The sequence below is a fragment of the Chitinophagaceae bacterium genome (assembly GCA_016713085.1).
In the GTDB taxonomy this organism is placed as follows: Bacteria; Bacteroidota; Bacteroidia; order Chitinophagales; family Chitinophagaceae; genus Lacibacter.
Genome location: JADJPV010000002.1, coordinates 799481 through 824508, shown reverse-complemented (window position 1 = coordinate 824508; position 25028 = coordinate 799481). Strand labels below are relative to the sequence as shown.

The following is a 25028-nucleotide window of genomic DNA, read 5'->3' as shown; positions in this document are numbered from 1 at the left end:
AGCCCACAAGAAAATATTCCTTTATTTTACAAACGCAAATAACCGTATGTCAGACGTACAGATCAGCACACCATTTAATATTTCACTCGACTTTGAAATTGCACCGTTTTATAAGCGTTTGCTGGCTTATTTCCTTGATCTCACCATTCTTGTTCTGTATGCTGTCTTTATGAGGTATTTTCTCTATGATGGTTTACGGCTCGAAGGTGAGTTTGCAATGGGTGTTGATATATTGACTGTTTCACTCCCTCTTCTTCTCTATCATTTAATTTGTGAAATTGCTTTTCACGGTCAGAGTATTGGTAAAAAGGCATTGGGCATACGAGTAATGAGTGTGGAAGGCGGCGATCCAGGCATCAGCCAGTATTTGCTGCGCTGGTTTTTCAGGGTTTGGGAATGGCCGCTGGTGTTTTCGTTTGTTTATCCCGGCTTTTATATCATGCTTCAGCTGGTTGTTGTAGGTTTCTTTGGAATTATTGTAGTGATCATTATTGCCGTTACCGCAAAAAATCAACGCCTTGGTGATTTGGCAGCTAACACAGCCATTGTAAATACAAGGATCAACAGCTCCATTCATGATACCGTGTTTATGGAAATCACTCAAAAAGATTATGAAGTAAAGTTTCCACAGGTATTAAAACTCAGCGACAGGGATATCAATACCATCAAAGCTGTACTGGAGCAAACCTTTAAAAGCAATAAGTATGAAACAGCTCACCGTATTGCTGCCCGCATTAAAAGTGTATTGCAGATAGAAACAGATATGGAAGTGGATATTTTCCTGGAGCGTTTGATTGCTGATTATAATTACCTCGCAACAAAAGAATAAAAAAAGGTCGCTTTAATTAAAGCGACCTTACTGCTGAGTAAACTGAAATTATTTCTGAAACTCCTGCATTCTTCTCATCATTTCATCGGGGTTACCCATTGCATCAAAGCCAAGCATGGCGATAACTGCAACAATAAGGATGAGATACAGTAAAGAAAGAATCATACCGATAATGGCACAAATGCGCCCGGCATTCAGGTTTTTAAAACTTGCTGCTGTATATACTTCAGGAGCCGCTGTAAACAGACTTTTATCCTTGGAAGCAAGAACAAGGGCAATGATTCCCAGTATTAAACCAATAACCCCGTAACAAAAACAGGTTACAATTGATAAAATACCGAGCACCAGTACTGCTGTTGCATTCGGTAAAGGACGTTGTTGTTCTAAAGGATTATTTAACTGATCCATTTTATTAGTTGATTTATTGTTGAATTAATTAAACCCACCTGATGCACAAATTGCTCCTAAAGCAACTACAAAAATGATTATATAAACCAGAACAGCTACGCCCTGCAGCACAATACCAATGATGGCACAGATGCGACCGGTTTTGATATTACTTAAAGATGCCGGCGTATACATACCGGGATTGGCATTGTACAAAGCCATTTCTTTCTTAGCCATCACCAATGCAATGATGCCGGTGATAAAGCATACAACAATTGATAAAATGCCTAATACCAACACAGCAGTTGCATTGGGTAAAGCCCGTTGTTCGGAAGGATTACTAAACTGATCCATATAGAGTTGATTTGGTTAAACTGTTGATTATTTAAAACCTCCGGCTGCACCCATTGCACCAATAAAGACTACAATGAAAATGATATAAACTAAAATTCCAATTCCCTGCAGTATAATACCAATAATAGCACAGATACGTCCTGTTTTGATATTACTCAGAGAAGCAGGACTGTACATACCCGGATTGGCATTGTACAAAGCCAACTCTTTTTTTGCCATTACCAAAGCAATGATGCCGGTAATAAAACATACAACAATTGATAAGATACCTAACACAAGCACAGCAGTAGCATTTGGCAGATTCGGTAATACCTGCTGATTCGATTGAGATAAATAATCTTGTTGCGGATTTTGTTCCATTAAGAGAGGTTTTGGTGAGTTAGAATTTTGTAAATATAATGTACGAGGATAATTATTGCACAAAAAATATACAGCGATGTGAGCAGATAAGCACCGTTTTTAAATTTGAAGATAAGATGAAGGGATAAGAAGGCAACCATGACCAATATGGGAACGGCTGCCGGGTATAAATGGAAGCTTTCTGCAAAGTTGCCTTTGAACAAAGCAATATAGCTCCGCTGCAAACCACAGCCCGGGCAATCCATATGAAACAGCAGCTTGCTGGGACAGGTAAGCATGTGCTTTTCCAGCCACAGAACGGCATCTGAATAAAAGCTATTTAACAGTAAGAATTGCATACATCAAACATACTACAGAAAGGAACATCTTCAAATCAACATAAAAAAAAGCATAGCCATTTACTGACCATGCTTCTCATTATCTTTTGCCTGAGCTTAATATGCCAATGCAAACAACACTCTTTCCTTGGAAGGTTTCCCGGTTAAGATACACTTCCCTTCTTCCTGTTCATTATTCAAGGGAATGCAGCGGATGGTTGCTTTTGATTTGGTCTTGATCTCATCTTCTGTTTCTGCCGTACCATCCCAATGAGCTGATACAAAACCGCCTTTCTTTTCAAGTGTTTCAACAAACTCTTCCCAGGTATCAACTTTGGTTATATGACTGTCACGGTAGGCTTTTGCTTTATTGAACATGTTCTGCTGAATTTCTTCCAGCAAAAGCTGAATATGTTTGGCTAAGCCATCCATGCTTATCGTTGCTTTTGTTTTTTCATCTCTTCTTGCAACTTCAGCTGTATTGTTTTCAAGATCCCTGCCACCAATGGCAAGACGAACAGGTACACCTTTCAATTCATGCTCGGCAAACTTCCAGCCCGGTCTTGCATTATCAGTATCATCGTACTTCACACGAATGCCCATTGCTTTCAATTCTGCTGTAAGCACATTTACTTTATCGCTGATTGCTTTTAACTGATCATCACCTTTGTAAATGGGAACGATCACCACCTGCAAAGGAGCAATTTTCGGAGGAAGAATTAATCCCTGGTCATCGCTGTGTGCCATCACTAATCCACCAATTAATCTTGTGCTCACACCCCAGCTGGTTGCCCATACATATTCCAGTTTGTTTTCTTTATCGCTGAACTTCACATCAAATGCTTTGGCAAAATTCTGCCCCAGGAAATGCGATGTACCTGCCTGCAATGCTTTTCCATCCTGCATCAAAGCTTCAATGCAATAAGTATCTTCTGCTCCCGCAAAACGTTCATTGGGTGATTTTACACCTTTGATTACGGGTACAGCCATCCATTCTTCTGCAAACTCAGCATACACATCCAGCATCTTCCTGGTTTCTTCAATTGCTTCCTGCGAGGTTGCATGAGCGGTATGACCTTCCTGCCATAAGAATTCTGTTGTGCGTAAGAATAAACGTGTACGCATTTCCCAACGCACCACATTGGCCCACTGGTTCACAAGCAGCGGTAAATCTCTGTATGATTTGATCCAGTCCTTATAAGTATGCCAGATGATGGTTTCAGAAGTTGGGCGAACGATCAGTTCTTCTTCCAGTTTTGCGTCAGGATCAACAATTACACCTCCGCCATTAGGATCGTTCTTTAACCGGTAATGCGTTACCACCGCACATTCTTTGGCAAATCCTTCCACATGTGCTGCTTCCTTGCTTAAAAAACTCTTGGGTATGAATAATGGGAAATAAGCATTTACATGTCCTGTTTCTTTAAACATTTTATCTAACTGATCCCTCATGTTCTCCCATAAAGCAAAGCCATAAGGCTTAATAACCATACAGCCACGAACGGCTGAATAATCAGCCAGCCCGCCTTTTAAAATAAGATCGTTATACCATTGCGAATAATCCTTTTCCCTTGTAGTAATTGCCTCTGCCATTGTTGCTTTTCCTTTTTGTAAAATGTTTAGAGTTTATTTAACAGCCCCGGAACAATTAAATCCGCCATATGGCTTGTTCTTTGTGCTATGAAATGTTAGTTTCTTTGAAGTTGCAAAAGTAGTAACTTCACATTACAAACCTCAAACTCAAACATCATGGCAACCAGAATTTTACTCTTTGGTTTGATTCTCGCAGGATTCAGTTCCTGTGCAACCTACAGAACAGGACAAACTCCGGATGACGTTTATTATTCACCGGCAAGAGAAGTGAATTCGTATGTGCAGGTTGACAAAGATGATGATAACAGGTTATCGTATAACGAAAGTAACCTCGAAGATCGCCGTCTGCGTCAGCAGATCCGTGATTCACGTTTCAGGTTTGAAGATGATATTTACTGGAACACTCCACGGTACAATAGCTGGGGATGGAACACATGGAATAATCCTTACAACACATGGGGATGGAATAACAGCTGGAACATGAACAGCGGATGGGGATGGAACAACTATAATTATGGTTACGGTGGATATAAAGGCTGGAACTCAGGTTATGTTTGTATTCCCGGAGGAAATAATTTAATTATCATATCTGGTCCGGGTGCTTCAAGGAACAGTACAGGTATACGTTATTCTGCGCCTATTCAGCGCTTTACCAATTCCGGAGCCAACTATAACGGCAAAGGAATTACTACCGGAAGTGGCAGCCGTTATTTCAGCGGTAACAGTAACAGCAACAACGGTACAAGGCGTTCTTTCTTTGGGAGCGGAAGCAACAATAATTCATCATCAAACTGGAATACGAACTCTTCATCAGGTTCGAGCAATCGCACTTTTAGTTCAGGTGGATCTTCTTCATCTTCTTCTGGAAGCAGCAGTTCTTCATCAGGCAGCAACAGTGGTAGTAAATCTACTGGAAGTTCTGCCGGAGGCAGACGCAACTAAGAGTTTCTGATTTTATTGAAATCCACAAATAACTTTTATGAAAAAAATTTTCATAGCTTCTATTTCTATGTGCTTTCTTCATCAACTTCAGGCACAGGATATTTTTGATGCACTTCGTTTTTCTTATCAGCCCGTTACCACAGGCTCAGCCCGGATTCAGGCTATTGGGGGCGCCAATATATCCCTTGGAGGAGACATCAGTTCAAGTTTCATAAATCCGGCAGGTTTGGCTCAATTCAAAACAAATGAAATTGCGATCAGCCCTGGTTTTAATATGAATACAGATAAAATGCTTTACAACGATAAAACAACTGCTGGCAAGAAAAACAAAATGAGTATTGGCACAAGTGGCATTATTTTCAGCTGGGGAAGTCGTTTTAAAAGCAACCCAAGCAGTACTGCCATTTCTTTTGCTATCAACAGGGCCTCCAATTTTAATTCAGGATTTTCATACGGAGGGAAAAATTTGAACAGCTCCTACTCGTGGAAATGGATTGAAGAAATTGATAACAGCACTGCAACTACTATTGATGATATACGCAAACGATTCCCATTGGGAGCCAGTCAGGGATATGAATCTTATTTGCTCGATCTTGATGCCAACGGACACGTAATTTCAAATGCAAGTATTGATAAAAATCTTGATCAACAATTTTCTTACCAAACCGCTGGCGGTATAACCGAAGCCGCATTTGCAATGGCATGGAACAGAAATAATAAGTTCCTGTATGGTGTAACAATTGGCATTCCTATCATTAACTACGAACGAAAAACAACAGTTACAGAAAAGGATGGAACTGGAAATACCGATAACGATTTTGAAAGTTTTATTTTCAATGAAAGTCTTTCAACAAAAGGAACAGGATTTAATGCAAAACTGGGTGTCATCTTTAAACCTGTTGAATACTTTCGGATTGGGTTTACTTTTCATACACCTTCCCTCATATCATTGAAAGATGTTGCATCTGCAACATTAACAAGTAATATTGAAAACCTTTCAAGGCGATTAAATAACGATCCAAATAAACCAACGTCATACACATATAATACTGCCGATATTAACAGTGTTGCAGGCATTGATGGTGGTGAAAACGTTTACAACTATCAGCTTACAACACCATGGAAATTAGGTGCAAGTTTATCATACGTTTTTCGTGAAATAAGCGACGTAACTAAACAAAAGGCATTCATCACAGGAGATGTCGAGCTGGTTAATTACAAAGCAATGTCTTACAGCAGCAGCGAGAATGTTCCCAACCCGGGTGATGCAGAGTATTTCAAAAGTCTGAACACTTCAATTGATAATACGTTTAAAATGGGTTTTAATGCAAAGATTGGTGGTGAACTGAAGTTCAAAACATTAATGGCTCGTGCTGGCTTCAACTATATGAGCAGTCCTTACAGTAAAGACTTCTTAAAAGATTCAGATATAAAAGGCTGGAGAATGACTCCAAGCCTCGGTGTTGGTTACAGAGATAATGGTGTATTTGTTGATCTTACCTATGCTCACGGGTTTGGGAAGGGCTTTCATGTTCCGTATAGTTTAAGTTCTGCAGATTTTCCTTACGCAAAAGATAATTACTATAATGGCCAGATTACAGCAACTGTTGGATTCAAGTTTTAAAAACAAATAAAATTTCAAAGCCGGAACATACATGTTCCGGCTTTTTATAATGTTTCATTCCTGTTATGTGTTCTTATTCTTTTAAATTCAGAATCCTAACAACAGCATTTACTTCTTTTGTAGAAAACACATACAATCTGTGTACGATGTCACCGGCTGTAACTTTAAGGTAAGCTGTATTAGGTGGAATGTTACCAAGATTATTTGCCGAAACAGTTATATCAATTGATTTTTCACCGGGTTTAAAGGCAAGCTTTAACTCATAAGGAGTAATATCAAGCCTTACATCAGTCGCAACAACAGCACCGTTTACTGAAATAGTAACGGTATCATTATCAACCTCTCCATTATCATAGAAAAAAGGCTCATACTGTCCGTATAAACTTTGATGACCTGGATGTTTGATCCCTTTACTTCTGCGGGAGCATCAACAGGTTTTTGTTCTGCGGCAGGAACTGGAACTGGTGTGGCAATGCTGTCTGGTGGCGGCTGTAAATAATTGAATGTATAAACATAGCGGCTCCAGCTGAGCGGCATTGGTGCAGTGTTTTTATTTGAACGGGAATTGCTGTACGTATCATAGCGGTACATTAAAAAATCGTAACGCAGCATTGCTTTGAGTGTTTCATGATAACGTTCAGGCACATCACTGCTTTTCCGTACATCAACATTTTCATCATGGCTGAAACTGACAGCATTGAGCAGGTTGATCAGGTACACATTCTGCCTGGAGAAATAGGCTGAATCAACTTTATCCTCGAAGCTGCCGGTATAACGGTTTATCTGAACAGCCATCTCCTTTAATGAATTGGAAATGGTTCTATGCACTTCTTCATTTAAGGGAAATACATGATGACCGGGAAGGGCATCATTATTTTTCCGGTAGATATATTCATTTTTCAGGTAAGCCTGGATATGTTCATTTGCCTTGCGCAATGCAAGAATACCGGCTTCATAATTTTCTTCATTATTTGCCGTAAAGTATTGATTCAGGAAAATGGTAACCTGCAGCAAAGATTCAACTGCCTCTGCATAAACCGAGAAAGGATATTTTTTTTCTTTCCGTTTACCTTCATAGTATATAAGTGCTGCTGAAGTAACACTGTCTCTTATCTCTTTTATTGCCTGTATCTGATCATGATAGCTTTTGATGTATGCATGAATTCGGTCCACATTCTTTTTTTCATAAGCAGGCATCAGGTTGTATTGCACAATTAATGTCAGCAGGTCATTTGCAATTCTGTTCTGCGATGCAGCTATTGTATCAGCTCTTTTTATCCAGCCTGCAAACTGCTTCTTTACGGAATCAGGAAGCATGCTTGCTTTTCTGTTATACTTTTTAAAAGAACCTGCATCGTAATTATTTAACAGGGCTGCAGTTATTTTATTCTGTCTTTGACGGTATAAATCAACATCAAACTTTTGATAGTCTGTCCAGCTCTTGCGGACTTTTGAAGTACTGTCATTTTTTTGAAAGTTAATACTGATGTCTCTTACCATGAGTGTTGTTTGCTCATTATAAGATAACAGATGATCGAGGTAGATCAGGTTGTAATTCAGTTCCCTTACAGTGCGGTTATAATTGCTGAACTGAGCATTCCCGTTTAAGGGGATGATATAAAGCGCACATAAAAAAATAATCCCGGCAAAAGAAATCTTCCGGTAACCTGAGTTCGCTTTATACATAGAAAGGGTTTAGAAATTCATCAATCTTCACATATAAGATACAGAATTTTGTCCGTAATTATTTGCACAACAGGCTGGTATATGTTCTCGTCCTGAAATGAGAACTTTATCACGAACGGAATCCCGCCAACTCTAACAAGTTTTGTGCCGAGGTTATATTCCCCTTTAGTTTTGAAGTTCAGCGTGGAACTGCTGTAAAATATAATCCTGTATTTGAGATGTATTTGAAGGATGAAACCATTTCATTTCTTCATCCCGTTTAAACCAGGTTAGCTGCCTTTTTGCATAATGACGGGAATTTTGTTTGATCTTATCAATTGCCTGTTTAAGGGTACTGTTTCCAGCAAAGAAATCAAACAACTCCCTGTAGCCTACTGTTTGCAAAGCATTGAGATGACGCAACGGATACACTGATTTTGCTTCATCCAATAAACCATGCTCCATCATGATATCTACCCGGTGATTGATGCGTTGATACAATTCTTCTCTCGGCAAATCCAGTCCAATTTTAATGATGTTGAAATTTCTTTTCCGCTTCTCCCCTTTCCGGTACTGAAGAATTGATTGCCCGGTTGATAACACAACTTCCAGTGCCCGCAGCATCCGTTGAGGGTTTTGCATTTCACCTTCCTTTGCAAATAATGGATCATTCGTTTGAACTTGTTCCTGTAACCATTCTATTCCCTGTTGCTGATAATTGTTCTGCAATTGTTTTCTGATTGTTTCATCAACTGCAGGAATTTCATCCATGCCTTCGCAAAAGGCTTTGATGTATAAACCTGTACCGCCAACCATTACGGCAATATCATGCTGTTGAAAAATTTCAGCCGCTGCTTCTAATGCATACTCTTCAAATGAAGCAGCATTCAGATTTTCATGAATAGAATGTGAGTTAATAAAATGATGCTTTACTTCCTGCAATTCTTCAGCTGAAGGTTTGGCAACACCAATTGTAATTTCTTTATAACATTGACAGGAATCGGCTGAAATAATTTCTGTATGGAATTGCTTTGCCAGTTGAATAGTCAGTGCGGTTTTGCCAACAGCCGTTGGCCCTGCAATTAAGAGAACAGTTTTTTTCATGTGGTATGATGGGTTTGTAGAGAACCCAGCAAACAGTTTATTAATAACAAATGTTATACTAATTCATCCGTTGCACTGAAGCCTGTTTCTTCTTCATCTCCCTGTGCGGCTTCATCATCATTTACACTATTGGCATCTTCTTCACCTTCTACTCCAAAACCTTCCGCAGCAGAGCTGAGATCATATTTCTCTTCCATTTCTGCAAGTTTATCGCCCACCAATCCTTTTGTTCCATACTGACTTGGTGCAATCCCTTCTGTCCGAACAACAGCCGGGTAAGTGAGTTTTGGATTCATTTCTTTGCTCACATTAATCAGTTCCACAAAGAATGTCCAGTTTTTATTAAAATCGTAGATATAAACAAATTTCTGATTCGGCTCCCTGATTTCACTGCCAACCGTTGTTTCCTCCATCAGCAATGGCTCAGCCTTGTACTCTTTTTCATATTTCTCCAGTGTAATTTCACGGCCCTTCTGCCAGTGATCATTACTGCGGTGAAAAGTTGCCTTGTGTTTACTGTCAAACTCATAGGCCTTTAATATAATTTCATGCAGATCCCTGAAGTTCTGCACATGCTTGATTGCAATGTCACGGTAAACAGCATCATCCTCTTCCCAATAAGCCCTGAAACGTAATACAGCCATAAATCAATTTGAAAATTACTTAATTTGAAAACCTGCCAGCAGCAGGCTGGTTTGAAAATGAATACAAAAGTCCATTTCTATTCATTCATATTTCATTTACAAAAATAGTTTTATTCATTCACAGGAACAAGATTTACTTCTTTTGCTTTTTGCAGCATAAAAGAATAGGCGGATTCATAATTATTCTCTATATCACCATCGAGGATGGCATCCTTAATGGCATCTTTGAGAATACCCACAATCTTAGACGGCGGGACATTGAATGTCTGCATAATAATTTCACCCGTAATTGGCGGCTGCCAGTTGCGCAGATGATCTTTTTCTTCCACTTCTTTACAACGCTGCCGAACCATTTCGAAATTTTGCAGGTAGCGCTGTACTTTCTGCTGATTCTTTGAGGTGATGTCTGCATTGCACAGGGTCATCAGTGCATCAAAATCTTCACCTGCATCAAACAATAAACGACGGATGGCACTGTCGGTAATATTTTCTTTGGTTAAGCTGATGGGACGCAAATGGAGTTCCACCATCTTCCGTACAAATTTCATTTTTTCATTGGCAGGAAGTTTCAGCTGTGCAAAAATTTTAGGTACCATTCTTCCTCCAACAACTTCATGTCCGTGAAAGGTCCAGCCATGCCCCTGTTCAAAACGTTTGGTGGCCGGCTTTGCAATATCATGCAGAATAGCTGCCCAGCGTAACCACAGATCATTTGTATTGACAGAAATATTATCAAGCACCTGCAGTGTATGATAAAAATTATCCTTGTGCCCTTTGCCATCAATATATTCTGCACCGGCAAGATCAACCATCTGCGGAAAAAATAATTTCAGCAAACCACTTTTATATAACAGTTCAAAGCCAACTGAAGGTTTTTCACTCAGTACAATTTTATTGAGTTCATCTGCAATGCGTTCTTTTGAAATGATATGAATCCGTTCCGCATTCTCAATAATACCCAGCCATGTTTCAGGAAAAATTGTAAAGCCTAACTGCGATGCAAAACGGATTGCACGCATCATCCGTAACGGATCATCGCTGAATGTTGTTCCGGGTTCTAACGGAGTACGGATGATTTTCAGTTTTAAATCTTCCACACCATGAAACGGATCAATCAGCTGCCCGAAATCATTTTTGTTTAAACTGATGGCAAGTACATTAATGGTAAAGTCCCTGCGTTTCTGATCATCTTCCAGTGTATCTGGCTCCACTTAAGGCTTACGTGCATGTGAAGCATAACTTTCCTTTCTTGCGCCAACAAATTCTATTTCAAATTCATTGTGCTTAATATTTGCTGTACCAAAATTTTTGAAATAAGATACCGGTGGCTGAGGTTTAAATTGCTTGGCCACTTCATGCGCCAGTGCAATACCATCGCCCACACAAACAAAATCAAGATCCTTACATCCACGCTGTAATAATTTATCTCTCACAAATCCGCCAACAAGATAACAGGGCACATTTAATTTCTGTGCACAGCTGCCAATAATCTGCAGTAACTCTAACTCCTTATCTGAACAATCGATCATCATGTCTGCAAAAATAAGAAAGGGAAAATGAAAGGCTTCATTTGAAATGAATTACATCAACCGTTGATAGACTTTCATCACTTCAGCAGCTGTGTTGGCATTGGTAAACTTCTGTGCATGTTGCCAGCCTTTTTCCACCTGTTGCTGCACAAATGACTGATCAGATAATATCAAATTCATCTGTTCTTCAATTTCTTCCGGTATGGTTGGATCAACATAAAAAGCCCCATCCCCTCCCGCTTCAGGCAAACAGGAAACATTAGAAGTAATAACCGGGATACGGCTCCACAAAGCTTCCAGTACAGGAATACCAAAGCCTTCAAATATGGATGGATAGATCATAGCAATTGCCTGCTGATAAATAGCCGGAAAATCAACAGCCGATTGGAATGTTGGTGAAAATTTTGCAGTTGGCTGATCTGACAGAAAAATAACCTGGTTGCTTAATCCATTTAAGTGGATATAATCTTTTACTTTCTGTTTGTATTCTTTTCCATTGCCAATTACAACCAACGGAATATTCATTTCTTCACCCATCAGCAGCATGGCTTTGCAGATATTCAGCAGGTTCTTCCGTTCAATGACTGAACCAACATATAAAAAGTAACGGTCGGGAAGATTGTAATGCTGTTTGATGCGTTGTTTTACATCTGCTGAAACTTCCAAACCAAAAGCAGGATTACAACTCTGGTAACAGATGCTGATCTTCTCAGCCGGTATTTGATAGAATTCAATAATATCCTGTTTGGTTTGATTGCTGATTGCAATGATTTTATCAGCATGCTCACAGGCATAGCGAAACTTCTTTGCATAAATTTTTCGGTCAATCGTTTTGTATTGTTCAGGATAACGTTCATGAATTAAATCATGCATGGTTACAACTGATTTAATGCCTGTTTGCTGAATGCCGTTTGGTATTTCATGACTCAGACCATGATACAGATCAATCTTACATTTTTGCAGATCTTTTTTCACCCAGTTACTTCTCCAGGCAGATGATAATTTTTGTGAAAGAAAAGATTGCGGCAATATTTCTTTCACATTCGGCAAATCATCAAAGAAAAAAGAGTGGATGGTTTGGGATTGAATAAAAAATACTGATGCTGCTGAAAATTTGCAGCCAGTGAACGGATCAGTGTGCGGCTATAGTGCCCCAGCCCTGTTTGATTATGATAAGCCCGTTTTGCATCAAACCCAATATTCATGTGATTATTTTTATTGCTTTTCTGCCACATAGTATATCCACAAAAATTATCCCTTCCCGACTTTGCCATTCTGGCTGGGGATGGATAATTTTTATGGATATTTCATAGCTGCAAATATAAGCCGGCAAAATTGGAGAAGGAAAGAGAGAATGATAGTAGTTACAACAGAAACATCTTCCTGTCATGAATACTTTCCCCGTTAACTGTTAATTTCGCAGCAAAATTGATACAAGATGAAAGAACTGATCCTCGAGGCATGGGCAAACCGTGACCTGTTGAAAGAAAACAAATATTCAGAAGCAGTAAGAGCAGTGATTGAAGAAGTGGATAAAGGACGTTTACGTACTGCCGCTCCCACTGAACATGGATGGGAAGTAAATGAGTGGGTAAAGCAGGCCATCCTCATGTAGTTTGGTATTCAGCAAATGCAGACATGGGATGTTGCCCCATTTGAGTTTTACGACAAAATGCTGTTGAAAAAGAATTATAAAGAACTCGGTGTACGTGCAGTTCCGCATGCAGTGGCAAGATATGGTGCTTACCTGGCTAAGAATGTTGTACTGATGCCAAGCTATGTAAACATTGGTGCATATGTTGATGAAGGCACTATGGTTGATACATGGGCAACTCTTGGAAGTTGTGCACAGATTGGCAAAGGCGTTCATTTAAGCGGTGGTGTTGGCATTGGCGGTGTATTGGAACCTTTACAGGCAAGCCCGGTAATTATTGAAGATGGTTGTTTTATCGGCAGCCGTTGTATTGTGGTGGAAGGTGTAATTGTAGAGAAAGAAGCAGTTTTAGGAGCAAATGTTGTTTTAACCCAATCGACCAAGATCATTGATGTACGCGGACCAATCCCCTTTGAAATGAAAGGCCGTGTTCCTGCCCGCAGTGTGGTGATTCCCGGTTCTTATACCAAAAAATTCCCTGCGGGAGAGTTTGGTGTTGGCTGTGCATTGATCATCGGTCAGCGCAAAGCTAGCACCGATTTAAAAACAAGTTTAAATGATGCATTAAGAGATTTTAATGTTTCTGCATAGTCCCTTATATTTGCAGCCCTGAATCCCTTTAAGGAGGAAAAAGCTGCCCAAGTGGCGAAATTGGTAGACGCACTGTGTTCAGGTCGCAGCGTTCGCAAGGATGTGCTGGTTCGAATCCAGTCTTGGGCACAAAAAAGGCAATTCAAAATGAATTGCCTTTTTACATTTATAGCCTTCATAGCGTCTGCCTGCGTTCAAACCATCTTTTATTGCAGATTGAATGACCGTTTTGTATGATCCATCATTTGCACTTCCACCAGTTTGTTATTTTCTAACATACTGATTTTACTGAAGGGAAATAATTCCTTATTGCTCCATTGCTCACCCGATTTTTTCCATAACATGAGTGTGATATAAACTTTTGAAGAAGCTATGCCTGCATCAACTGCATCAATCACCTTGCTTTCATTGCTCACAGGATGTAATCCTTTTGCAGGAAGCACTTCCATATTTTTCCAACCGGCAATAGAAACCATGGCAAGCTGGTAAATTCCGTTATCAATGATACGCACATCATATCCATTCACTTTCTTTTTCTGCTCTTTAATAAACCCTTTTACATTGGGCAATGCATAATGACCGAGTCTTACTTCTGTTGCTGCATCAGCAGTAATTTTATCGATCCGTAAAATGCCATTAGGCAGTGGAATATCAATTAAATTCAGTTTTATGTCCAGGTTTGTTTCCAGCACCGCATCTCTGTAAAAAGCCTCGTCTTCAAATTTTTTGAAATCATACAAACGCAAAGGCTCCCATTCATTTTTCTTATTTTTTATAACATAAGCCATAGCAACGGTTCCATTGCTGCTGTCGGCCTGCCAGGGAAATGCACTGTTATAAGATAAGCGGTTATAGTTTTCACTGCTGCGGAAAGGCTCACCTGCACCAATTGATTTTACTTTACACCAGGCACGCAGTTCGGATGCACCGATATTGGGATAATCAGTTACCAGCATTTGCGGACCCGGCAAATATTTATTATACACTTTATTTTTTTCAAATTCTTTTTTCCAGGGACCTTCATTTTCAACAGCAGTCCAGAAAGCATTATCAGCAGGAACAAACAAACCCAAAAATGCTTTGCCCATCCAGAATGCACTGCCCCTGCAACTGTAACTCTGTACTGCCGGTTCAAAGGCACCGTAAAAACCAAGTGTGGGTACTTCTTCTTTTATAAATTCCGGATTTTTCAAAAACTGCAGCATTACACCCGATGATATTCTTCTCATCCATCCGTAATTAACCGCTGCATCTTTTTCATAACCCATTAATGGAAAAGGAATGACGGAACCAAACCGATAGGTCATACTTCTGCCCCACATGATCATTTCACCATTGCGGCTAAACATATAAGGATAACTATTTTTAACCTCGCTGAAATTTGCCTGAAACTTTGCTGCGTATTGCGGATAATATTTTTTTCCAAATACTTCACTCCACATTTCACCATACATTTGAAAGGCCCACATGCTGTAATAATCAAAAGCAGGATTATCGTTATACCAGCCATCACCCCTGTAATGATCCAGTGATTTTTGCAGATATTCTTCCAGCAGTTTTTCATTGATGGGATATCCTTTGTCTTTAAAAAAACTAAGTACAAAAATGTTGAAGAATTTCCAGTTGGAAGGCACTGTTGGCCCGTCGCCATAACTGATCATGGTTGCAGCTAAAGCATCTTTTTCTTTTTGTGTAAGCGGATCCCAAAGTATTTCAGGAATATTAAATAATGAAAAAGACAATGCACCAAACTCTACTAAATTTTGACTTGGCCCTCCATTCGGTGCCCGGTGTTTTATAAAACTGGGGCTTGATGAATCAATCAGGTTTTTGATCTGGTGGAGATAGTAATCAGCTACCTTAATATGATTGATTTCAAGCGATGGATTTTCTTTCAGCAATGGTGCTGCCATAAATAATGTGCGGCACACTCCTTCCAGTTTTTCTGTTGGCACCTGGCTTTCCATTCTGGGATAACTTTTTCCCGGTTGCTTGGGAAACTTCATAGGATCATCCAGGCTATGAATATAACTGAATGCGCCTTCCAGTAAATATTGAGCTGCATCTTTCCAATGCTGCCTCGTCATACCGGTATGTGGGCTGAGTTTAAAATCAGGTTTGGCAATTTTAAAAACAATTTTTCCATTTGCTACTGTAGAAAATGCGGGAGAATGCACATTACTTTTTTGTGCATTTACTGAAACATTCAGCAAACAAAAAAATAACCCGGCAGCAATCGATACTTTATATTTCATATGATTTTTATTATAGAACTCGTTTAATTCTTATTACAGTAAGTGAATAAGCAGGTACTTCATACTGCATTTTGTTATTTACTGTATGGTTTACCTAAAATAATTTTATCGCCACTGTCATCCACTTCAAACAAACGTGGAATGCGGACGTATCTGCCATTTACATTTTTATGGCTGTGCATGGCCATCAGTAATTTCCCTTCAAATGTTCTAAACATCATACCATGACCAAAATTGGGAGGCGTGATTGGTGCTGCCTCATGTATCCAGAGTCCGTCAAGTGTTCCACTTTCAGAATAGGCCACACCCTGTGTGTACACATCATAAATCCAGCTGGTCCATAACATACCAAGCTTACCTGTTTGTGTGGTAAAAAGAAATGGCCCATCTGTTACTTTGTTTGGTTTATCATTTCCCTGTTCATCTTTTTCCTTACTCCATGGTGACTCACTGGCACGGAATAAAATTTTTCCTTCGCCAATGGTTCCACTTAAATCTGGCTTCAACTCAATTTTTTCTACTGTACCATTCCAGTTTTGCAGCCATTCCCAGCAATATACCATGTACGGTTTTTTATCTTTGTCGATCCATAATGTAGCATCCAGCGTTGGTTTGTTTGCAGGAAGGTAAACCAGATCTTTCATTGGTATATAAGGTCCTTCCGGTTGATCACTTACCAATACGTGACAGGCTCTTCGCTCAATCACATTTCCTTTAACAGAATCAATTTTTACATCCCTGTTGGTAAAAGTGGCGAAATAGTAATACCTGTTTTTATATGCATGCAGTTCAGCGGCCCAGATCATCGGTCTTGGTCCCATCCATGAAGTGCTATCGGTTTGTGCAACTCTGTAAGGACCTGTCCATTTTTCAAGATCCTTACTTTTCCATAGCATTCCGCCTGTGCCGGTCATGTAGTACATGGAAGTTTTCTTATCGGCTAAAATAAAAGGATCACTGAGACGAATAGAATCCAGCGGAATATTTTCACGTAAGCGTTGTTCCCGGTTTTGAGAAAGCACAGCAACATTGCAGCACGCAATCAACACGATAAGAAGAAGACTATTTTTCATACAGTATTTGTTTGAACAACTGTTACTGCAATTATTTTAACGGCGCAATGCCTTTGTGAGTTGGCAGAACCCTCTTAATACTTCCATCTGCATTGAATTCTAATTTATCAATACATACTTCACGGTTATAACCTGCTGCCCTGCCCATGTTAATACCATTGGGATAATTGAAACGGTGATAAACAATATACCATTCATCTTTACCGGGGATCTGCAGAATAGAATTATGTCCGGTTCCATAAATTCCTCCTGCAGTATCTTTTGCTATCACTAAATTATTTGCAGGAATACTGATTGGGCCAATAGGTGATGAAGATGTGCCGTAACGTACACGATAGTTTTCGCTTCTTGTATCATCTTCGCTCCACATAAAATAATACTGACCATTGCGATAGAATACCGTTGTGCCCTCACGGAATGTTTTATCAGTTGGTGTAATTATTTTTTGCGTTTCCTGCTTCAGCGAAATCATATCATCTTTCAATTCAGCAACAGCCATATAGCCGTTACCCCAATACAAATAACTTTTTCCTGTTTGCGGATCGGTGAATACTTCGGGATCAATTTCCTGGCCACCTTTTATGCCTGCAGGTTTTTGATCGATCAATGCTTTGCCCATATCAACAAACGGACCAGCCGGATCATCAGCAAAAGCCACTCCAATTTTTGTGCAGCAGTGAAATAGTAAAAGTATTTGTATTGTCCGTCGATCTTTTTTTCGATGATACAAGGCGCCCATGCATTGCGTTTTGCCCAGCTAACATCTTTATTCAGGTCAAGAATAATTCCTTCATCTTTCCAGCTTACCAAATCAGCTGAAGAAAATGTTTTGAAATATGTACCCGACCAGTTATTAAACCCATCACTGGTTGGATAGATATAGTACTTCTTTGTTTTTCTGAATACAAAATATCAGGATCGGCATAAAACCTTCCAACACCGGGTTATGATTTTCCTGTGCAACTACTTTCCATGCCTGTGTTTTTTGGCCCGCTATTCTAACAGCATACTTAACTCCTCCTTTGCTGAAATCCTGCACGGCGTTTGGCTTTACCTGCACACCCGGAAAAATTATGAACGAAGGATTGAACGCATTCAGCTTTGTACCGGGCTTTACGGAGAGATAAACAGTTTTATTCACCGTATCAACTTTAGTATTGATCTTTTTTATTTGCTTTGATGAAGCCGAACTGATTGCATCCTCCACACTGCCCCATTTCTTAATCAGTCTTTCTGCTTCTGCAGATGTAACCGGTATCACTGTGCCATGACGTGGATGGAAATTCATAGTTACATCCTGGTCAATAACCGTAAATGTTTTAAGGTCTTTTGTTTTGGTGAACTGATACTTTCCTTTGGTATACACATCGTACATCAAAATATAGCCTTCGCCATTATTCAGTTTAAATACACCGGCACCTTCTACCTGGTCTTTGGTTTGCTGCACATATTTATCCTGCAACACATAACCTTCTGTTAATTTATCTGATACAGCAATTTTAATTCCTGCGCCTTCTCCTTCAGTTTTAAAGAACAAATGACACTTACCTTCTTTAAAAACAATATCGCCATCAATACAGGAACCGTTAGTTGGACTGAAGAATAATTGTTTTGGCGCTGTTTCCAGATCGGTAAACGCTGCATTGGCATAAGCGTAATAAATGATGTCTTTACCTTTACCATGCTTCATCGACCAGTAGATCATGTATTTTTTTGCCGTTGCATCATAAATCGTTTGCGGTGCCCATACACGCAGCAAACTATCATTGCCGGGAAACCGCTTTTGAATATTGATGATACTTGACGTCCAGTTGATGAGATCAGTTGATTTCAACAATACCATTGCCCTGTTAGAGTCCCAACCTAATGCGGAAACCATATCGGTTACCACCATGTAAAACGATTTTCCATCAGCTCCACGTAAAATATGCGGATCACGTACACCACCTGTTTCACTGATTGCAGCTGATTGAATAACCGGCTGGTTACCGTTCAATGCACGGAAATTATATCCATCGTTGCTGATCGCAAACCGAATCTGCTCATCGGCTTTTGCATTACCTGTAAAATAAGTAAACAGGTAGTTACTGTATTTTTCAGTTGTACTTTTTCTGTTGCTGTGCAATTAAATTTATTTGCCAGGAAAAAAGCAGGAAGCTTACCCACAGTATTTTTTTTATCATCGTTCAATAACTTTAAATAAAACATCACTACTACTTCTTCAATTTGTCCAGGATTGGTTCTTCAAGGCCATTTAATTTATTTTCAAGCGGCTTTAATAATTCAAAAATGATTATTTCATTCTTCCCTTTTTTCAGCCACTCTTTGGGAACATACACTGTTTGTTGCGGGCCAACATTCCAATACTTTCCAAGATGATGACCGTTTACCCAAATAACACCTTTTCCCCATGCGCTCAGGTCAAGATAGCTGTCGCCGGTTTCTTTCAAATTGAATACTCCTTTCTTAACAGCAGGAATACCTGCGGTAAGTTTAGCTGTTGCAGTTAACTTTATTTTACCAGGTGCATTAAATGGTAAACCAAACATCTGCCAGTTTTCAACAGTCTTACCATTCAGCTCAACACCTTCAACAATTCCTTTTGTATTCTTCAACAGGTAGGGACCGAAATTAATACGTCCCATATTTTCAACCAGTATATCCAGTGTTTGTGTTTTAGATGAAGCATCGATCAGCAAACTGTCCTGGTATAAACGCCTGTCGAGTGTACCGGCGAGTTTTCCATTCAGCATTACAACAGCATAATCTCTTAGCCCTTTAATTTTTAATACTGCTTTCTCATGGGCATTAATTGTACTTCTGTACAATACATACCCATAAGGCTGTTTCAAATTCTCAAACGTTAAAGGTGTTATATTACTGATGGCTTTAGGTAAAATAGTAAGTATTGAAGCCGCTTCTGTAAACTGAATATTACTGATACTGATCGTTTTTTTCTTTGCAGGAACTTCAGGTAATACAGTATTGGCTGGAAGACTATGCTGAATTGCTTCTCTGAACAGCATGAATTTCGCTGTGGCATTTCCTGCTTCATCCAGTGGCGCATCATAATCATAACTGCTTATCTGTGGCTCATAAGGATTTTTATCATTAAAGTTGGCACCATTCATAAAGCCTCTTGTTGTGCCCCCATGAAACATGTACAGGTTGATTGAAATACCGGCTGCCAGCACAGTATCTAAACGATCAGCATATTGTTTTGCATTAACCGTATGATGTTTAGTCCCCCACCAGTCGAACCAGGCAGGATACCATTCAGCAATATAACAAGGTCCTTTACCATTGTAATTATCACGAACGATCTTTTTTACTTCAGCAGGTTTATCAATACCATTCACGGCAGGCATCAAACCGGGCAGTGATCCATTGGCAACATCTCTTGCAGGATCGCAGGTATACAACAATCCGTCAAATCCTGCTTCAATAAACAGCTGCTTATTCAATGCCAGGTATTCTTTATCATTTCCATAAGAGCCATATTCATTTTCAATCTGCACCATCAAAATATTTCCACCACGATTGATTTGCAAGGGAGCCAGTTGCTTTCCTACTGCCATTAAATAATTACGGTAGGCTTTTGTATAGGATGCTTCTTTACTGCGCACAATCAATCCTTTCTCGTTTTGTAACCAGTAAGGATAACCGCCGAATTCCCACTCAGCACACACATAAGGGCTGGGACGGAGCACAACCCATAAACCTTCTTCCTGTGCAATTTTTACAAAAGCTGCAATATCATTGTTGCCTTTAAAGTCATACATCCCCTTTTGCGGTTCGTGCAGGTTCCAGAATACATAAGTGCCAATGGTATTTAATCCCATTGCCTTAGCCATTTGCATACGCTGCCTCCATGCTTCACGGGGAACCCTTGGGTAGTGCATTTCACCCGAGATCATTAGGAAAGGGTTTCCATCCAGTAAAAAAACTGAATCGCCTAAAGCAAAACTGTGTTTCTGCTGCGCCCAATTATAACTGCTGCTCAGCATACACAGAAAGAACAACACTAAAATTTTATGTTTCATATTCTTAATTAATAAACTATTTTAAAACTGACACTGCACATCCTGCATTATTTTTTCTGATAAACTCTTACATAGTCCACTTCAAATATTCTTGGAAAAACGGTTTGTGACGGATCGCCACCATTCTGTCCGCCAATGGCTAAATTAAGCAACATATAATGCGGTTGTTTAAATGGATTAAATCCGCTTCCATCCTTATTCTCCAGTAATGCAAGGTCAACTTTATTCAGCAGCTGATCATCACAATACAACGCAATCATTTCTTCTGTCCAGTCCATGCGCCAGGTATGAAATTGACTGGCCCATGCAGTACCGCCTAAAGAATCTGTTTGAAATGTGTTGCTGAACCATTGAGGTTTCCGGTCGTTTCCCAGGCAGGCAATGTTGGCCAGCATTTTCCCCCGGTAATATTCCATAATATCAATTTCTCCATTACCGGGCCAGCGTTTATCAACTCCCAATGTCCACCATGCGGGCCACATCCCGATCCTGATATCAATACGGGCACGCATTTCAAAACGGCCGTACTGCCAGGTTCTTTTTCCAGCTGTCAGTAAACAGGCTGATGTATATTCTATGGTTTTTCGTTTTTTCTCCAGTCATTTGCTGCTGCATCATACCGTGGGTTTTCTTTCTGTTCCCGTTTTGCTTCTATTACCAGCAAACCTTTTTCACATGTTGCATTATCGGGTTGATACCATTGCAGTTCTTCATTACGTACAAATCCATGTTCATATTTCCAGTTAGCAGTGTCAGGTTTTCCTTCTTTATTAAACTCATCGGCCCACACAAGCTGATAGCCTTCTTTTTTGTACTGTGCTGATGATACTGAATGCCTGTTACATGCCGTTATAAGCAGCAAAGGGAAACAATACTTTATGAAATGAATACTCATGCAATAAAAAGAAACCCTGTTTTTATTTTTATCTGTAAATTGAATGATATAACTGTACGTATATTTTTTATCAAGTAAACGGTACTGATCGTGCGGTAAAGCTCCCCAGCTGTTATCACCACCAACCCCACGCTGTTTGTAATCGATATTAACTTGCACCCTCTGATCAGTATTAAGATTTGTTGGATGCTGTTGCTTCTTCGTCATGCCCGGATCAAGACTTTCAGTTGAATGATTTATTGCACTGAAACAAATAGCCTGCGCACCTGTAAACTTATATCCCCGGCCATCTTTATCTGTAAGCATAAACCATCTTACATCCGTTTTATAACCGCTTTCCTGCGGACGGATATAATTAACAGCATACTGATTCTTCACATCATCACTGTACAAACCAACAAAAGCTGATTCATTTCTGTCGAATAGTTTTCCCATGGGCCACGACCATAATATTGCAGGTTCCTGAACTGCTGTGGCAAATCCAAACGCATACCAAAGCGTGGAAGTTCAGGCAAATCTCTTCCGGTCATATCCATTGAAGCAGTTACTTTAATACTCCCATCATTTTGTATAAAATATTCAATGCTGTAAGGAACTGCAATACCGGTTAATTCATACTCAACTTTAACTGAAATACCTTCGCTGTTTTGCTCACCTGCAGTTATTGCTTTTATTTTTTTTGTTTGATGTGCTGAACGCCAGATGCCTAAATTGCTGGGCATACCACTTCCAAAATCATTATCGGTTGGGGCACGCCAGAAATAAGGTTCAGGAAACCTGTTCAATTGCATACCTTCTTTTGATTTATAATTTCTTACGGTTCCGCTTTTAAGATCTATTTCGCCGCTGATACTGCCTGATTGAAAACTCAGTTTGCCTTCCTCTTTCTTTATTTGCAATGTGCCGTTTACTGTTTGCTTTTTGCAAAATAATCTCCGCTTAATTTAAATTGTTCGGTTGCAATTTCATGATCTGCTGCAACCAGGTCTGTTGCTTTTTTTGTTGTTGCAATAATGGTTACATAAAATTCTGTTCCTGCTACAGACTTGATCATTGGAATTGCAAGTGTGATATCTTTTTGCTGATGCGGTGCTACTTCAACATTAAAACTTTCTTCTTTTATTTTTTCGCCATTACGTATCAACTGCCATTTAAAATTATATTGATCAAGATTTGTAAAATCAAATAAGTTTTTAACTGTAACTACTCCTGCAGCAATGCTGGCTGAAGAAAAATAAATACTTTGATATACTTTTTTTACTTCAAATAAACCTGGGTGCGGTGTGCGGTTGGCAGCAATTAATCCATTAGCACAAAAATTTTCATCATTACGTAAATTATAACTGCCCAAGTCACCTCCATATCCCCAGTAAGTATTTCCACTTGCATCTGTTGTTTTAAGCCCTGATCAACCCAATCCCAAATGAAACCTCCCTGCATATGTTTGCTGCTCATAATAACATCCCAGTATTCACGGAAGTTGCCATTGCTGTTACCCATTGCATGTGAATATTCACACATAATATACGGTCTTGTTTGAGTTGCATCAGCTGCATACCGTTTCATTGAATTTATACCCGGGTACATGGGACAAACAATATCTGTATTCCAATCCTGTCCTGACTGTTCAAACTGAACGGGACGGGTTTTATCTCTCTGTTTCATCCACAGGTAGGCATCATGAAAAGCTTTTCCATTGCCACATTCATTTCCCATTTACCAGATGATCACTGAAGGATGATTTTTATCTCTTTCAATTAACCGTTCAATACGATCCATATGTGCAGGAGCCCATAGTGGCAAATAAGCAGGGTGAATTGAAGTATCCAGTCCCTGATTGTAGGAAACGCCCATGCCATGGGTTTCAATATTCGCTTCATCAACAAGATACAATCCATACTCATCGCAGAGCTTATACCACATTACATCATTGGGATAATGCGATGTGCGTACTGCATTAATATTGAACTGCTTCATCAGCTGAATATCTTTCAGCATCAGTTCCCTTGAAGGAACATGTCCATTTATATCATCATGCTCGTGACGGTTTACACCCTTCACATAAACAGGAACCCCATTCACGTGTAGCTGTGCATTTTTTATTTCTACTTTACGAAAGCCAATTTTTGATCCTGTGTATATTTCATCAGCTCCGTTTTTTAATGTAATAACACAACTATAAAGGTTAGGAGTTTCAGCATTCCACTTCAATGGATTACTAATCTTGCCATCAAAATGTACCTGCTGCATACTGTCTCCGCTTATTACAACTTTCTGTTGTTTGCTGAATATTTTCTTTCCTGCTTTATCAAGAATATCAACCGAAACAATTGTTGGCCCTGCCTTACTACCTGTAAAATTTCTCAGTGTAATATCTGCACTAAACAATCCATTTTTATACTGTGCATCGAGGTCACTCTTCAAAAAGAAATCCCAGATAGTCGTTGACGGAGCTGCAGATAAAAAAACATCCCGTTCAATTCCGCTTAAGCGCCAGAAATCCTGATCCTCCATATAACTTCCGTCGTGCCAGCGAAACACCTGCACTGCCAGTAAGTTTTTTCCTTTCTTGAGATATTTAGTAATGTTAAACTCTGCCGGCGATTTAGCTACTTTCGACATCCCCACTTTTTCTCCGTTTACATACACGAATGCACAACCTGTAATTGAAGCAAAATGAAGCAATACTTCTTTGCCGCTCCAGTTATCAGGAATGGTAAATTCTTTCCGGTAAGTACCAACAGGATTATTGGGTCCGATAAACGGAGGATTTCTGGGATGCGGATAAGTAATATTCGTGTAGATAGGAATACCAAACCCTTTCATTTCCCAGTTTGATGGCACAGCAATATCATTCCACTTTGAAATATCCAGATCGCTACGATAGAAATCGGTGATACGATCAGCATATTTATCAACATAGGTAAACTTCCAGTTACCATTGAGGGATTGATAATAAGATGACCGGCTGTAATCATCGGCAATAACATCCTGCCGGTTGCTGAACAGCATAAATACAGCATGTGGTTTTTCCTTGTTCAATTCTATGTATGCCGGGTTTTCCCAATCGTTATTCTTTGACTGTGCAGGAACCAATACCGGCAACAGGAGCAATGCAAATAAAAGACTTTTGATAACTGCCTTATTCATCATGATTATATTAATTAAT

The 25028-nt window shown here is 39.5% G+C and carries 14 protein-coding genes, 1 tRNA gene and 6 pseudogenes; 5 read left to right on the top strand and 16 right to left on the bottom strand.

The annotated features are described in order from the left end of the window. Positions 1-46 precede the first annotated feature (46 nt). Complete coding sequence (locus IPK31_16420) at positions 47-829, top strand: RDD family protein (GenBank protein MBK8089387.1); 783 nt, start codon at positions 47-49, stop codon at positions 827-829. 48 nt (positions 830-877) lie between these two features. Here IPK31_16420 and IPK31_16415 read toward each other — a convergent pair whose 3' ends face one another. The 5 genes from IPK31_16415 to IPK31_16395 all read right to left on the bottom strand — a co-directional run bounded on the left by IPK31_16415 (position 878) and on the right by IPK31_16395 (position 3840). After that, the gene (locus IPK31_16415) at positions 878-1237 is read right to left on the bottom strand and encodes a DUF4190 domain-containing protein (protein MBK8089386.1); all 360 of its coding nucleotides are present in this window, start codon (positions 1235-1237) and stop codon (positions 878-880) included. Between the two features lie 24 nt (positions 1238-1261). Continuing rightward, positions 1262-1570 (bottom strand): DUF4190 domain-containing protein, encoded by a 309-nt coding sequence (locus IPK31_16410; GenBank protein MBK8089385.1) that lies wholly within the window; start codon positions 1568-1570, stop codon positions 1262-1264. Positions 1571-1597: 27 nt separating this feature from the next. Beyond that, on the bottom strand, positions 1598-1930 hold the full coding sequence (locus IPK31_16405; protein ID MBK8089384.1) for a DUF4190 domain-containing protein: 333 nt from the start codon (positions 1928-1930) through the stop codon (positions 1598-1600). Then, positions 1930-2208, bottom strand: coding sequence for a DUF2752 domain-containing protein (locus IPK31_16400; protein MBK8089383.1), 279 nt, complete (start codon positions 2206-2208; stop codon positions 1930-1932). Before IPK31_16400 ends, IPK31_16405 begins: the two co-directional genes overlap by 1 nt. A 156-nt stretch (positions 2209-2364) precedes the next feature. Beyond that, positions 2365-3840 (bottom strand): proline--tRNA ligase, encoded by a 1476-nt coding sequence (locus IPK31_16395; GenBank protein MBK8089382.1) that lies wholly within the window; start codon positions 3838-3840, stop codon positions 2365-2367. Positions 3841-3996: 156 nt separating this feature from the next. Here IPK31_16395 and IPK31_16390 point away from each other — a divergent pair, with 156 nt between their 5' ends. After that, entirely contained in the window at positions 3997-4782 is a 786-nt protein-coding gene (locus tag IPK31_16390) for a hypothetical protein (protein MBK8089381.1), read from the top strand. A gap of 37 nt (positions 4783-4819) precedes the next feature. Next, positions 4820-6406 carry a hypothetical protein gene (locus tag IPK31_16385; protein ID MBK8089380.1) on the top strand — a complete coding sequence of 529 codons (1587 nt, stop codon included), beginning with the start codon at positions 4820-4822 and terminating at the stop codon, positions 6404-6406. A gap of 309 nt (positions 6407-6715) precedes the next feature. On the opposite strand, the gene IPK31_16380 is transcribed toward IPK31_16385, so the two are convergent. The 5 genes and pseudogenes from IPK31_16380 to IPK31_16360 all read right to left on the bottom strand — a co-directional run bounded on the left by IPK31_16380 (position 6716) and on the right by IPK31_16360 (position 12553). Next, on the bottom strand, positions 6716-8092 hold the full coding sequence (locus tag IPK31_16380; GenBank protein ID MBK8089379.1) for a hypothetical protein: 1377 nt from the start codon (positions 8090-8092) through the stop codon (positions 6716-6718). A 165-nt stretch (positions 8093-8257) separates the two neighbouring features. Beyond that, positions 8258-9175, bottom strand: a complete 918-nt coding sequence (miaA, locus tag IPK31_16375; protein ID MBK8089378.1) for a tRNA (adenosine(37)-N6)-dimethylallyltransferase MiaA — start codon at positions 9173-9175, stop codon at positions 8258-8260. A 53-nt stretch (positions 9176-9228) separates the two neighbouring features. After that, the gene (locus tag IPK31_16370) at positions 9229-9819 is read right to left on the bottom strand and encodes a hypothetical protein (GenBank protein MBK8089377.1); all 591 of its coding nucleotides are present in this window, start codon (positions 9817-9819) and stop codon (positions 9229-9231) included. Positions 9820-9929: 110 nt separating this feature from the next. Next, positions 9930-11351 (bottom strand): annotated as a pseudogene (locus tag IPK31_16365) (HD domain-containing protein). Positions 11352-11399: 48 nt separating this feature from the next. Next, positions 11400-12553: pseudogene (locus tag IPK31_16360) on the bottom strand (glycosyltransferase family 4 protein). A gap of 233 nt (positions 12554-12786) precedes the next feature. Between IPK31_16360 and IPK31_16355 the strand changes: the two are divergent. Beyond that, a pseudogene (locus tag IPK31_16355) lies at positions 12787-13593 on the top strand (2,3,4,5-tetrahydropyridine-2,6-dicarboxylate N-succinyltransferase). 45 nt (positions 13594-13638) lie between these two features. Beyond that, positions 13639-13722: transfer RNA gene (locus IPK31_16350), tRNA-Leu, on the top strand. A gap of 77 nt (positions 13723-13799) precedes the next feature. Here the strand turns inward: IPK31_16350 and IPK31_16345 are convergent. From IPK31_16345 to IPK31_16320, 6 genes and pseudogenes are all read right to left on the bottom strand, one after another. Beyond that, positions 13800-15848, bottom strand: a complete 2049-nt coding sequence (locus tag IPK31_16345) for a DUF2264 domain-containing protein (GenBank protein ID MBK8089376.1) — start codon at positions 15846-15848, stop codon at positions 13800-13802. 74 nt (positions 15849-15922) lie between these two features. Beyond that, on the bottom strand, positions 15923-16921 hold the full coding sequence (locus tag IPK31_16340) for a family 43 glycosylhydrolase (protein ID MBK8089375.1): 999 nt from the start codon (positions 16919-16921) through the stop codon (positions 15923-15925). Between the two features lie 31 nt (positions 16922-16952). Continuing rightward, positions 16953-19046, bottom strand: a pseudogene (locus tag IPK31_16335) (family 43 glycosylhydrolase). 88 nt (positions 19047-19134) lie between these two features. After that, positions 19135-20964, bottom strand: a complete 1830-nt coding sequence (locus IPK31_16330; protein MBK8089374.1) for a beta-galactosidase — start codon at positions 20962-20964, stop codon at positions 19135-19137. Between the two features lie 47 nt (positions 20965-21011). Then, a pseudogene (locus IPK31_16325) lies at positions 21012-21859 on the bottom strand (glycoside hydrolase family 16 protein). Between the two features lie 39 nt (positions 21860-21898). Then, positions 21899-25009, bottom strand: a pseudogene (locus tag IPK31_16320) (DUF4981 domain-containing protein). Positions 25010-25028: the final 19 nt, after the last annotated feature.